Consider the following 12,784-nt stretch of genomic DNA (forward strand, 5'->3'; position numbering starts at 1 on the left):
GGAGCGGCATGCGCCAGTACATCCTCCGGCGGCTCGCCTACGTGCCGCTCATCATGGCGATCGTCTCCGTCCTCGCCTTCTTCACCCTCCGCATGCCCTGGGCCGTCGACCCGGTCACCCTCTACGTCAATCAGAACACCACCCTCGAGCAGGAGCAGGAGATCCGCCGCGAGCTCGGCCTCGATAAGCCCGCCGTCCAGCAATTCTTCATCTGGCTCGGACAGGTCGCCCGCGGCGACCTCGGCGAAACCTTCCGCTCCCGCCAGCCCGTCTGGCAGGAGATCGTCCGCCGGTTCCCGGTCAACTTCGAAATCCTGCTCCTCTCGATCTTCTTCTCTACCCTCTTCGGCGTCACCTTCGGCGTCATCACTGCCGTCAAGCAGAACTCCCCCATCGACTACGCCTTCCGCTTCCTTGCCGTCTTCGGCCAGTCGATCCCCGATTTCTTCCTCCTCATCCTCCTCATCGTCCTCCCCTCCATCTGGTGGAACTACTCCCCGCCCGTCGGCGGCCACATCCCCTTCACCCGCGACCCCCTCGAAAACCTGCGACTCTACCTCCCGCCCACCATCCTGCTCGGCGTCGGTGGCGCCGCCGCCATGATGCGTCTCACCCGCTCCTCCCTCCTCGAGGTTTTCCGCCAGGACTACATGCGCACGGCGCGCGCCAAGGGCCTGGGCGGCAGCGCCGTCGTCCTCCGCCACGGCCTCCGCAACGCCCTCATCCCGATCGTCACCCTCATCGGCGGCCAGGTCACCGCCCTCTTTTTCGGCTCCCTCATCCTCGAACAGGTCTTCTCCATCAACGGCCTCGGCCAGTTCTTCCTCGTCTCCTCCGTCACCGGCGACTTCCCGGTCATCCAAACCCTCGTCCTCTACACCGCCTTCGTCGTCATGGTCATGAACCTCCTCGTCGATATCTCCTACGCCCTCATCGACCCCCGCGTGAAGTACACCTGATGGCTGCCACCACTGCCGCCGCCCCGCTCGATTTCGCCCCCGTCTACCGGCGCCCCGGCGTCCTCCGCCGCCTTGGCCGTACCGCCAGGCAGCACCCGGCCGGCGTGTTCGGGTTCGTGGTGCTCGTCGTCTTCGTCCTCGCCGGCCTGTTCGGGCCCGCCCTCGCCCCTTACGACCCCAACGCCCTCAGCGTCGGACGCCCGCTCGAAGGCCCCTCCTGGCAGCACCCCTTCGGCCTCAACCAGAACGGCCAGGACATGCTCAGCCGCGTCATCGCCGGCGCCCGTGTCTCCCTCATCATCTCCTCCGCCGCCATCTTCATCGGCGCCGCCTCCGGCGCCTTCCTCGGCATCCTCGGCGGCTACTACGGCCGCTGGCTCGATTACCTCATCCAGCGTTCCGGCGAAGCCTTCGCCGCCTTCCCCTCCCTCGTCCTCTACTTCATGCTCCGCGCCGCCCTCGGGCCCGGCATCGAAGCCATCATCGCCGCCATCGCCATCGGCGCCCTCTTCGGCGGCAACCGCGTGCTCCGCTCCGCCACCATCATCGAAGCCCGCCAGACCTACGTTGAAGCCGCCCGCGCCATCGGCTGCTCCGAATGGCGCATCTTCATCCGCCACGTCGTCCCCAATGTCCTCCCCCTCGTCATCGTCATCATGAGCGGCGCCCTCGGCGGCGCCATCCTCGCCGAATCCGCCCTCTCCTTCCTCGGCCTCGGCCCCGACGTCGTCTCATGGGGACGCGACATGAGCGGCCAGAACCTCTCCATCGCCCGGACCGGCTACTGGCACGTCGTCGTCTTCCCCGGCATCGCCATCAGCCTCGTCGTCCTCGGCGCCAACCTCCTCGGCGACTCCCTCCGCGACATCTGGGACCCCCGCCTCCGCCGGTAGAAGCGCAGCTACCGCGCCTGCGCCCGCGCGAACTCCCCCTCCCGCCACGCCCGCAGCGTCAGCAGCAGCGCGCTCACCAGCGCGACCAGCACCGGCGCCAGCACGAACGTCCACGTCCCGAACGACCGGTCGTTCGTCGCCCAGAGGGCCCCCAGTGTCAGCCCCATCCCGATGATCGTCCCGAGGGTGTACGTCAGCCGCGCCTCCCGGCCCTCCCGGTAGCGCATCCCGCCCGCCCAGAGCGCAATCGCCGGGAAGCCCGTCGCCAGCAGGTAGATCAGCACCACCGCGATGCCGAACAGCCACGCCCAGCCGAGCGCCCCGGCGACCACGTGCAGCGCGAACGCCGCTGCAAACGCCAGCCCCGTCGCCCCAATCCCCAGGACCGGCTTCGTCCACGACATCGTCCCGAGGATACCACCCGGCCGCGCCGCCCTCAGCAGGCCAGCGAACGCACCAGCACCACCCCGGCCACGGCAGCCGTCTCCGCCCGCAGCACGTACGGGCCCGCCCGCGCGAAGAGCGCCCCCTTCGCCCGCAGCAGCGCCAGCTCCCCCGGCGAAAAGCCGCCCTCAGGCCCGCACACCACCGCCAGCCGCCCCCGTCCCGGCAGAAGCGGCCCCAGCGCCGCCAGCCGCAGCCCGTCCCGGTCGAGCGCCACCAGCGTCCCGCGGAACGCCCCCAGCAGCCCATCCAGCCCGGCCGCCGGTTCGATGACCGGAACGTACAGCCGCCCGCACTGCTCGCTCGCCTCGACGGCGATCCGCTCCCACCGCTCCCGCCTCCCGTCCGAGGGCGCTTCGCCCCGCTGCCCGAACGCCGTCGCCACCGGCCGGATGATGTCGGCGCCCGCCTCTGTGCACTTCTCCACCGCCCACTCAAACCGCTGAGCCCGGATGAGCGGCACCCACGCCTCGACCACCGGCTCGGGCGGCGGCTCCTGCCGCACCACCCCGAGCACCTCCACCGCAACCCGGCCCCTGGCCGTCTCCCGCACCTCCGCCTGCCACTCCCGCCCCTCGCCCGCGAACAGCCGCACCTCCTCGCCGGGCCGGACGCGCAGCACGGCGGCCAGCCGGTTCGCCGCCTCGCCCTCCAGCAGCAGCCGGCCCGGCCCAAGCTTCCCCCGCACAAACAGCCGCGGCACGTGTCCCATCGTCCCCGTAGCCTACCGCGCATTGCTGCCCCAGTGCCCGTTTGCCATACTGGCCGTCGGTCCTTTTTCGAAACGGACACGCCCCTGCTTGCGAGGTTCCCATGCCAAGGCGCCTGGCCGTCGGTGTCGGATTCACCGGCAGCCCCGAACAAAACAGCCACACCATCGAGAAAATCAAGGTCGCCGAAGAAGTCGGCGTCGAAGCCGTCTTCACGGCCGAGACCTGGGGCCGCGACCAGTTCTCCCTCCTCACCCAGATCGCTCTCAATACCAGCAAAATCAAACTCGGCACCGGCATCGCCCCGGTCTACGGCCGCTCCCCCGCCGTCCTCGCCATGACCTTCGCCACCCTCGATGAGCTCTCCGGCGGCCGCGTCATCATCGGCCTCGGCACCTCCGGCTCCCGCGTCATCGAACACTGGCACGGCGAAAAATTCTCGAAGCCAATCCGCCGCACGAAAGAGTATGTCGAGATCATCAACATGATCATCGGCGGCGAAAAGCTCTTCTACGACGGCGAAATCTTCAAACTCCAGCGCGGCTTCAAACTCCTCTTCGAACCGCCCCGCAAGCACATCCCCATCTACGTCGCCTCCATCTCCCCCAAGAGCATGGAGTCCCTCGCCACCTGCGCCGACGGCTGGATGCCCATCTACTGGCCCAAGTCGAAATACCGCGAGGCGAAGGAGTTCATCAGCCGCGCAGCCGTCGCCGCCGGCCGCCCGGCCGATGCCGTCGAGTGCGTCGCCCAGCTCACTGTCGTCATCAACCCCGACATCGAAAAGGCGAAGGTCCAGGCCGCCGGCCCCATCTCCTGGTACGTCACCAACATGGGCGACTTCTACCACGAAATGCTCGCCCGCAACGGCTTCGCCGAAGAGGTCGCAGCCATGCGCAAGGCCGCCGAGACGAGCAAGCCCATGCCGTTCGGCACCACGCCCGAAATCATGGCCGCCATGGGCGACCGCATGCTCGAAGAGACCGCCGTCTACGGCGACCTCGAAACGGTCGCCGCCGGCATCGAAGAGCGCCGCCAGCTCGGTGTTGACCTTCCCGTCATCACCATGCCCCAGGGCAGCCTCAACGAGGTCGAGCGGATCCTCGGCACGCTCGTCGCCTGAGGCCCGAACCGGACCGCACCGCTTCGGGGGAGGGCAGCGGCCCTCCCCCGTTCCGTTATCTGCCTACACCCCGAGCGCCCGCGCCAGGGTCTCCAGCGCCTCCAGCGCCTCGGCTGGCGAGTTTACCACCAGGTCCGCCAGCTCCACGATCCGCGGCGGCGTCTCCCTGCCCCCCGCCACCCCCACCAGCAGCACGTGCAGCCCATCCTTCCGCGAGGCCTCCAGCGCAGACTCGAACATCGCCACGTCCGTCGCATCGTCCCCCAGCACCAGCAGCGACTTCGCCCGGTACCGCCGGATCAGCGCCGTGAGCGCGACCCCCTTCCCCGCATTCGCGTTCGGCAGCACCTCGAGCACCATCTTCCCCTCGCGCAGCCGGAGCCCCTCGGGCAGCGTCGCAAGCGCACGCCGCAGCGGCCCCTCGAGATCCGGCGCCTTCCGGAAGTGGAACGCCGTCGAGACCGCCTTCCGCTCGATGTGGAGGAACGAGCTCGGCACCGCCGTGATCACCTGCTGCTCCACCTGCTCGAGGGCTGCGCTCAGCGCCACCCGGTTCACCCCGGGAATCAGCGGGTCATCGAACGACGCCTCCAGCCCGTGGCTGCCCACCACGTCCACCCCCTCCACGGGCACCATCCGCCGCGCCGTGTTCAGGTCCCGCCCCGTGATGACGGCCACCTTCGCCTTCTGCGCAATCCGGTCGAGCACTGCCAGCGTCCCCGGCGGAACCCGCGCTTCCGACGCATTCGCCACGATCGGCGCCAGCGTCCCGTCCAGGTCCGATGCCACCAGCAGCGGCCCCCGGGCCGCCGCCAGCGCCTTGATCCGTTCGATCGCCTCGATCGTCAGCATTTCCCCTCCAGGTCCGCGAGGAACCGCTCGCCCCACGATTTCGCGTCATGCTCCCGAACCTTCGCAATGAAAGCATCGCTCACCCGTGCCGGCCGCCCCTCCAGCCCCTCAACCAGCCCCTCCAGCAGCGACCCCTGGTCCAGCGGGTCCACCGCCCGCAGCCCCTCACGCCCGTCACCGCCGTACACCTTCGCAACGCCTGCATCGACCCCCGCCAGCACCACCGCCCGCTCCTCCGCCGGCCGGAGCGACTGCGCAATCGCCGCCTGCAGCGGCACCAGGTTCATCCCGTCCGCCAGCGACGACGTGAACACCACATCCGCATCGCGCTGGAGCGCGACCACGTCGTCCCAGCCGACGCTCGCCCGCACCTGCGTGAACGGGCATCCCACCCAGTAGGCAGCCTCCCGCGCCCGCGCGGCCTCCCGCTCGATCGCCGCCTCCAGTGCGCCGTACACCTCCACCCCTTCGCGCGTCGGCGACGCAATCCCGATGTACGCGAACCGGTGCCCCCGCCGGTACGCCTCCGCAATCGCCCGCAGCCGCTCCGGGATCCCCTTCGTGAAATCGCCCCGTTCGAGCCCCACCACGACCGGCAGCCCCAGCTCCCGTGCCAGCCGCACCCGCGTCACCGGCCGGGCCCGCCGCGCCGCCGTCAGCACCTCCTCCGGGTCGATCCCCACCGGGTACGCCCCCAGCCGCACCAGCCGCCCCCCGGCCTCCACCCCGCCCGGCGCCGGGCGCGCGCCGCACAGCTCGCCTGCAGCCTCGATGAACCGCTCCACATCGCCCGGCGTCTGGAAGCCCGCGAGGTCGGCGCCGAGCATGCCCGCCACGATCGCCCGCAGCCGCTCCCGCGCCTCCCCTTCGAGGTACGGCCGGATGACCGCCATCGACGGGAACGGGATGTGCAGGAAAAACCCGATCGGCCCCCGGTAGCCGCGCTCCCGCAGCATCGCCGGCACAAGCGCCAGCTGGTAGTCGTGCACCCAGCAGCTCTGCTCGCCGTCCTCTTCGCATGCCGCCGCCGCGAACGCCCGGTTCACGGCCACGAACGACTGCCAGCCCGCCTCCGACGGCGGGTGCGGCTCCGGGTAGTACGGCGTCGCCTTCGGCAGGTCGACCCGCACCAGGTGGAAGAGCGGCCACGTGAAACTGTTCGCCACCTCGCCGTAGTGCCCCTGCCACGTCGACGAGCCGAAAAACAGCCGCCGGTGCCGCAGCGGGCCGCGCGGCGTCTCCAGGATCTCGTACCCCCGCTCGTCGACCCACTCCCGGTCGAATCGGCCCATCCCGGCGCCGATCCACGTCGTCCCCGTCCGCCCGTCCCACGGCGCGATCACCGGCCGGACCGCCGCCAGGAGCCCGCCGCTCGCCGCCGCCGAGGGCGAATCGGCCCACCGCGGCGCCTCGTGGTCGAGGAACGCACGGTTCGCAAGAATCAGCTGGGCGCGGGCAGTCATTGCTCCAGTAGGCACGATCCCGCCGCCGGCGATCAACCCCCGGGTCCGTCACCCGGGGCCGGGGCCTCTGCGGGCCCCTCAGCCGAGCAGCGCACTCGCCGTCCCCACGATCGTCTTCGTGCCGTCGTCCTTCTCCGTCCAGACGTCGAGGTGGGCCCGGCGCCGCCGGCCCTCCGGCGTGACTGCCCGAACCACGCCGCGCGCCGTCACCGCCTCCCCGCCCCAGAGCACGTTCACCAGGTTCAGCGACATCCGCCCGCCGGCCAGCCACCCCAGCCCGAACCGGTTCGTCAGCATCTCCGAAATGAACACCGTGCTCAGCGTTCCCTGCACGACCACATCCGGGAACCCGAGCTTCCGCGCCTCCTCCGGGTCGTTGTGGTAGTTCCGCTTCGGCCCGCTGAACGCCATGCACAGCTCCAGGTCGGCCACCTTCCGCACCGGCTCCAGCACCTCCAGCGGCTCCCCGGCCGGCTCATCCGGGCGCGTACTCCGCCGCGCGCCCTGGTCGCGCCCGACCACCTCCTGCCCTTCCGGCACGTCCAGCAGGAACGACTGGTGGCACCGCCCCCGCGCCACCATCACGTCCTCCCCGTTGAACACGCAGAACTCCAGCACCACCACATCCCGGTCCTTGCGGATGTACCGGTCCACGATCATCCCGTGCGTCCACAGCCGCGTGCCCACCGGCACCGCCCGGAACAGCTCCCACTCCTGCCGGATGTGCAGGTTCCCGTACAGCTTCGGCAGGTACCAGTCGCGCAGCCGGAAGGCGTACTGCTCGCTGTGCAGCAGCAGTGCCGGCGCCAGCGGCCCGCCCAGCGGCGACGGCCCCGTGTACCACGGGTTCGCGTCCCGTGTCGCTTCGATGTACCGCGCGATCATCTCCGCGTCGGCGAGGTACTCGTGCCGCCCGAGGTACTTCCCGACGTAGCTGTCGTCATCCCATTCGGCCATCGCGCATCCCTCCGCCCGCGCACCCTACCACCGACCCCGCCCCGGCCGTCAACCGCCCGCCGTCGGCTCCTTGCCGTCCGGCTCCCGGGGGCCCTTCCTCTGCCACCAGGCGGCAGCCTGGTGCCGGCTCTGCACGCCCAGCTTCGCCAGGATGCGGCTCACGTGCGTCTTCACCGTCTCCGACGAAATGCCGAGCAGGGCCGCGACCTCCGCGTTGGTCCGGCCCTCTGCGACCAGTCCGAGCACTTCTCGCTCACGCGGAGAAAGCCTGCAGCCCGCCATCGCCGCCGCCCCGGCCTGGCTCGCCCCGGGCCGGCAGGGAGCTCACGCCCGCCCGCCGGCCCGCTCGAATCGCTCCCGCCCGAGGCGTCACTGCCGCGCCGCCGCCTGGCAGGCTGCGACATCGCTCGCCGGCGCGCCCGTCCCCACCGCCTCCGCCATCTGCCGCAGGTCCATGCCGGGCCGGGTCGGATACCCCTTCGCTGCCAGGCACTCGGCCATCCGGTCCCAGCCTGCCTGGTTCGCGGCGTAGGCCGGTCCCGCCTGCCATGCCTCGAGCACCGGGCTGAACAGCCGCTCGACGCAAGCGAGGTGCGCCGCGCCGACACGGTCCAGCGCCTCCTTCGATGCCGAGGACGCGCCGCCGAACCCGATCGCCCCGTCCGGGTCGGTGAAGGTCGCTGGCCCGATGGTGACTCCGCCAACCTCCGCAGCGGCCGCCCTCGTGCACGCATCCGCAGCAGCGAACGCGCCCGCCACCTCGTCCCGCGTCACGACCCCGTCGGCGAGAATCGCCAGCACCGTCGCATCGGCCGAGGCGCGCAGCCGTTCGAGCAGCGCCGCCGGCACCTCCCGCGCCGCGGCATTGGGGGCGTCACCGCTCGCCCCGGGTTCCGCCGGTGCGGCGGCGCCCTGCGAAGGGGTGCCCGCTTCGGCCGAGCCAGCCGCTGCCCGCCACGCTGCAAACCCGGCGGCAGCAAGCACGGCTGCCACCAGGACGCTCGCGCCGACCATCGTTCGTTGCATCATCGTGTTCCTCCTGCTACTGAGGCGTTCCTGCTGCGCGCCGGCCGCGCGCCGCGCCGTCGGCTCACGGCTCCTCTGTGCCGCCCCATTGGGAATACCCCCAGCCCGCGACATAGACCTGGTGCGTGCCCACCAGCAAGGTCGCCGGTGACCCTCCGTACTGAATCCAGTTCACGCCCCAGGCGCTGTATTGCAGCAGCGTATCCTGCCACGCCTGGCCGTCGTACCACTGCAGGCGCACGACCGCGCGATCCACACAGCCCGAAGGCCCGTCAGTCCGGGCCCACCCGACGGTCGGCGCGCTGAACCACGTCGAACCCCACCATGTGCAGGCGGGCCATCCGTCGCTCCAGAAGCCCGTCCCGGCGCGCGCCACTCGCGGTTCATCGTTCGCCAGGAGCAGCCCGCCGGCAAGGGCAACACACGCGGCCAGCAGCGCCGCCACCCGGGGCATCGAACCTCACCTCCTTCCGGGGCGACCCTACCCTACACGCCTCGCACGGCCGGCGGTATCCCCCATCGGGGGATACGGTGGACGAAAGATTCGTCGTCTTGGAAAGATTCGGTTAAGCCCCGAGCGCCCGCAGCCGCTCCTCGAGCCCGGCCGCCCGCTCCCGCGTCTCCGCTGCCGTCGCCTCCATCCCCTGGACCACGTGCTGCGGGGCCTTCGCCCGGAACGCCGGGTTCGCCAGCTGCTTCTCCAGCCGTTCGAGGTGCGCGCGCGCCTCCGCCAGCTCCTTCTCCAGCCGCGCCCGCTCGGCGGCAACGTCCACCTGCGGAAGCGCCACCGCGACCTCGGTATCCGCCACCCGGCCGAATCCCCACTCGCCCTCCGGCAGCGGCTCCTCCGGCCCCAGCACCGTCAGCTCCACGCGCGAGGTGAAGTTCGTCGCCGCCGCGGTCTCCCGCAGCGCCGCCGCATAGCTCTCCGCCCGCACCACCACCCGAGGACGCGCGCCCGCTTCCAGCCGCTTCTCCGCCCGGATGTTCCGGATCGTCCGGTTCACCTCGATGACGTGCGCCATCGCGGCCTCCGCCGCGTCGTCACCCCAGTTCCCGCCGCTCTTCGGGTACCACGCGACGATCAGCTGCGGTGCCATCTCGTCGTCGACGTGCCCGCGCAGCGCCTGCCACAGCTCCTCCGTCACAAACGGCATGAACGGGTGCAGCAGCCGCAGCCCATGGTCGAGCACGTGCACCAGCACCTTCAGCGGCCGCTCGTCCCCCGCCTGCAGCCGCGGCTTCACCATCTCGATGTACCAGTCGCAGAACTCGCCCCAGAGGAAGTCCTCGATCTGCCGCGCACACTCGCCGAGCTGGTACGCCCGCAACAGCGAATCCACATCCCGCTCCAGCCGCTCCAGCCGCGACAGGATCCACCGGTCCTCCAGCGCCAGCGTCTCCCGGTCCAGCGGATGCGGCCGCTTCAGCTTCCGCTCGCCCACCCGCATCAATACGAAGCGCGCCGAGTTCCACAGCTTGTTCGCGAAGTTCCGCGCCGCCGCCATCCGCTCGTCGCTGTACCGCTGGTCCTGCCCCAGCGTCGCACCGGTCACAATCGCGAACCGGAACGCATCCGCACCGTACGTCTTCGCCGCCACCAGCGGGTCCACCACGTTCCCGCGCGACTTCGTCATCTTCTCGCCGTGCTGGTCCCGGATCAGCCCGTGGAACAGCACCGTCCGGAACGGCACCGCCTTCTCCGGCCCCCGGTGCCGCATGTTGTAGAGACCGAACATGATCATCCGGGCGCACCAGAAGAACATGATGTCGTAGCCCATCTGCATGTCGGTCGTCGGGTAGAAGTACCGCAGGTCCTCGGTGTCATCCGGCCAGCCGAGGTCCGCATGCGGCGCCAGCGCCGAGCTGAACCACGTATCCAGCACGTCCTCGTCCTGCCGCAGCGCTCCGCCGCACTCCGGACAGGCATCCGGGTCCTCCACCTGGCAGATGGTGTGGCCGTTCTCGCAGTACCACACCGGGATCTGGTGCCCCCACCAGAGCTGCCGGCTGATGCACCAGTCCCGGATGTTCTCCATCCAGTTCAGGTACACCTTCTCGAACCGCTGCGGCACCATCCGGATCCGCCCGTCCTTCACCGCCGCAATCGCGTCGCCCGCCAGCGAGTGCCCCGGCTCATACTCCTTCGTCACCGCCACGAACCACTGCTCGCTCGGCAGCGGCTGCACCACCGTCTTGCACCGGCTGCAGTGCCCCACGCTGTGGGTGTAGTCCTCCACATGGTCGAGGAACCCCTCATCCTCGAGGTCCCGCAGGATCGCGGCCCGCGCCTCCTCGACCGTCATCCCGTTGTACGGCCCGGCCTCCTCGTTCATCCGCCCCTTCAGGTCGATCGCCACCACCACCGGCAGGTCGTGCCGCTGCCCGATCTCCCAGTCGTTCGGGTCGTGCCCCGGCGTCACCTTCACGGCCCCGGTCCCGAACTCCATCTTCACGTGCTCATCTGCCACCACCGGGATCTCCCGCCCGATGATCGGCAGGAGCAGCATCCGCCCGATCTTCTCCTCGTACCGCTCATCCGCCGGGTTCACCGCCACTCCCGTGTCGCCAACCATCGTCTCCGGCCGCGTCGTCGCCACCACGACATAATCCGGAAGCGGCATCCCGCCTTCGCCCACAATTGGGTAGCGGATGTAGTACAGCTTCGACGCCACTTCGAGGTAATCGACTTCGAGGTCGCTCAGCGCCGTCTCGCACCGCGGGCACCAGTTGATCATCCGCAGCCCGCGGTAGATCAGCCCGTCCCGGTACAGGTTCACGAAGGTCGTCCGCACCGCCTTGACGATCTGCGGGTCGAGCGTGAACACGTCCCGCGTCCAGTCGGCGCTCGCCCCCAGCTTCCGGTGCTGGTCGGCGATCCGGCTCCGGTACTTCCGCACCCACTCCCAGGTTCGCTCGATGAACCGCTCCCGCCCCAGGTCGTGGCGGGTCAGCCCCTCCTTCGCCAGCTCCTTCTCGATGACGTTCTGCGTCGCAATCCCTGCGTGGTCCTCGCCCGGCAGCCAGAGCGTCGGGTCGCCCTGCATCCGGTGCCACCGCACCAGCGCATCCGTAATCGCGTCCTCCAGCCCGTGCCCCAGGTGCAGCTCCCCGGTCACGTTCGGCGGCGGCATGATGATGCAGTACGGCTCCCGGTTCGGGTCGATCCGCGGCTGAAAGTAGCCCGCCTCCTCCCACATCCGGTAAATCCGCTCTTCGACGTTCGCCGGCTCGTAAGCAGGTGGCAGGACGGGACCCGGCGTCTGTGTCGTCATCGAGGCATCCCTGGCGGCGAAACTGGGCGGCGCGGCTGCGCCCTGGCCCTCAAGTGTAGCAGGGCACCCGGTTCTGGCCCTCCCGCAGGCCCCGGCCCTCAGCCCGCCAGCGCCAGCCGCCGCTGCACCGGCCTCGCCGGGAGGGCCGCCCGTTCGCGCGGCGCCGCCGCCGGCCGCCAGGGCGTCACCTCGACCGCCGGCCCCGCGCCCGTCACCGCGATCGTCACCTCCGCGGCCCCGTCCAGCTCTCCCGCGAGCGGCCGAAGCAGGGCCGCCAGCTCGTGCCCGTGATGCAGCGGCGCCGGGGCGCGCAGCCGCCACCGCCGCACCCCCGTGCCGGTCTCCGCCGTCACCGCAAGCCCCCGGCAGCTCAGCCCCCATGCCGCCAGCAGCTGCCCCAGCCGCTCCGCCCCTGCCGCTGCCCGCGCCGCCGATACCCCGCCCGCGAGCCGCACCGCCAGCCCCTCCGCCCGGGGCAGCATCCCCCGTGCCCCGCGCGCCTCGCAGATGGCCAGGCACCGCCGGGCGGCCCGCGCCGCCGCCAGCCCTTCCTCCACCGTGTCCGCCACTGCCCCGCGCACGTCGAGCCCCAGCCACGCCCGCGCCAGCCCCAGCAGCGCCGTCCCCGCGGACCGTTCGTCCGCGAACCGGCCTTCCAGCCCCGCAAGGTCGACCGCCACGGCCTCCCGCGAAACCACCGCGACAGCGGGTGTCGCCTTCCTCCGCAACACTGCCGCCAGCCGCTCGAGCGCATCGAGCTCGGCGCCGGGCCGAGCCGGGGCCCAGGCCAGTGCCGGGCACCGGCTCCGCGCCTCCGCCAGGGTCATCCCCGGCTGGACGCCCGCCGCCGACGCCTCGACTGATGGCACCGCCACCAGCGGCTCGCCCCCGAACTCCTGCACGGTCGCCGCCGGCCGTCCCCGCAGCCCCGGTTCCGCCCGCCGGGCCAGCTGCACCGAGAGCCGCGGCGCCGCCACAACCAGGATGCGCATCGCCAACCCCTTTCCGGCACCGAAGTTGACGGAAGAATAGAACAAACGTTCTGACTCTGCAACCCGTTCACGCGGCGATCTTGCTGACCG

Annotated in this window: 13 protein-coding genes; 3 read left to right on the plus strand and 10 right to left on the minus strand. The window is 71.0% G+C overall.

All coding sequences use genetic code 11. From position 1 onward, the window contains the following. The first annotated feature begins 8 nt into the window (after window positions 1–8). Together Tbon_RS08325 and Tbon_RS08330 are read left to right on the plus strand one after the other, a co-directional pair. The gene (locus tag Tbon_RS08325) at window positions 9–959 is read left to right on the plus strand and encodes an ABC transporter permease (RefSeq protein ID WP_158067263.1); all 951 of its coding nucleotides are present in this window, start codon (window positions 9–11) and stop codon (window positions 957–959) included. Next, window positions 959–1,852 (plus strand): ABC transporter permease, encoded by an 894-nt coding sequence (locus Tbon_RS08330; RefSeq protein WP_158067264.1) that lies wholly within the window; start codon window positions 959–961, stop codon window positions 1,850–1,852. Before Tbon_RS08325 ends, Tbon_RS08330 begins: the two co-directional genes overlap by 1 nt. A gap of 8 nt (window positions 1,853–1,860) precedes the next feature. Here Tbon_RS08330 and Tbon_RS08335 read toward each other — a convergent pair whose 3' ends face one another. Both Tbon_RS08335 and Tbon_RS08340 read right to left on the minus strand, forming a co-directional pair. Next, window positions 1,861–2,256 (minus strand): hypothetical protein, encoded by a 396-nt coding sequence (locus Tbon_RS08335; RefSeq protein WP_158067265.1) that lies wholly within the window; start codon window positions 2,254–2,256, stop codon window positions 1,861–1,863. 32 nt (window positions 2,257–2,288) lie between these two features. Further along, a complete protein-coding gene (locus Tbon_RS08340) occupies window positions 2,289–3,008 on the minus strand; it encodes an RsmE family RNA methyltransferase (protein ID WP_158067266.1) in 720 nt (239 codons plus the stop codon). Window positions 3,009–3,109: 101 nt separating this feature from the next. Here Tbon_RS08340 and Tbon_RS08345 point away from each other — a divergent pair, with 101 nt between their 5' ends. Beyond that, entirely contained in the window at window positions 3,110–4,129 is a 1,020-nt protein-coding gene (locus Tbon_RS08345) for an LLM class flavin-dependent oxidoreductase (RefSeq protein ID WP_158067267.1), read from the plus strand. Window positions 4,130–4,192: 63 nt separating this feature from the next. On the opposite strand, the gene otsB is transcribed toward Tbon_RS08345, so the two are convergent. The 8 genes from otsB to Tbon_RS08385 form a co-directional block, all read right to left on the minus strand. After that, complete coding sequence (gene otsB / locus Tbon_RS08350) at window positions 4,193–4,981, minus strand: trehalose-phosphatase (RefSeq protein WP_158067268.1); 789 nt, start codon at window positions 4,979–4,981, stop codon at window positions 4,193–4,195. Next, entirely contained in the window at window positions 4,975–6,444 is a 1,470-nt protein-coding gene (locus Tbon_RS08355) for a trehalose-6-phosphate synthase (RefSeq protein WP_158067269.1), read from the minus strand. Before Tbon_RS08355 ends, otsB begins: the two co-directional genes overlap by 7 nt. A gap of 78 nt (window positions 6,445–6,522) precedes the next feature. Beyond that, complete coding sequence (locus Tbon_RS08360; RefSeq protein ID WP_158067270.1) at window positions 6,523–7,401, minus strand: MaoC family dehydratase; 879 nt, start codon at window positions 7,399–7,401, stop codon at window positions 6,523–6,525. Between the two features lie 48 nt (window positions 7,402–7,449). Beyond that, window positions 7,450–7,683, minus strand: a complete 234-nt coding sequence (locus Tbon_RS08365; protein ID WP_158067271.1) for a response regulator transcription factor — start codon at window positions 7,681–7,683, stop codon at window positions 7,450–7,452. An 87-nt stretch (window positions 7,684–7,770) separates the two neighbouring features. Next, on the minus strand, window positions 7,771–8,430 hold the full coding sequence (locus Tbon_RS08370) for a hypothetical protein (RefSeq protein WP_158067272.1): 660 nt from the start codon (window positions 8,428–8,430) through the stop codon (window positions 7,771–7,773). A 61-nt stretch (window positions 8,431–8,491) separates the two neighbouring features. Continuing rightward, entirely contained in the window at window positions 8,492–8,881 is a 390-nt protein-coding gene (locus Tbon_RS08375; protein ID WP_158067273.1) for a hypothetical protein, read from the minus strand. A 112-nt stretch (window positions 8,882–8,993) separates the two neighbouring features. Beyond that, entirely contained in the window at window positions 8,994–11,702 is a 2,709-nt protein-coding gene (locus Tbon_RS08380) for a valine--tRNA ligase (RefSeq protein ID WP_158067274.1), read from the minus strand. A 98-nt stretch (window positions 11,703–11,800) separates the two neighbouring features. After that, window positions 11,801–12,694, minus strand: a complete 894-nt coding sequence (locus tag Tbon_RS08385) for a Y-family DNA polymerase (RefSeq protein WP_158067275.1) — start codon at window positions 12,692–12,694, stop codon at window positions 11,801–11,803. Window positions 12,695–12,784: the final 90 nt, after the last annotated feature.

It is taken from the genome of Tepidiforma bonchosmolovskayae (genome assembly GCF_008838325.1).
Lineage (GTDB): Bacteria > Chloroflexota > Dehalococcoidia > Tepidiformales > Tepidiformaceae > Tepidiforma > Tepidiforma bonchosmolovskayae.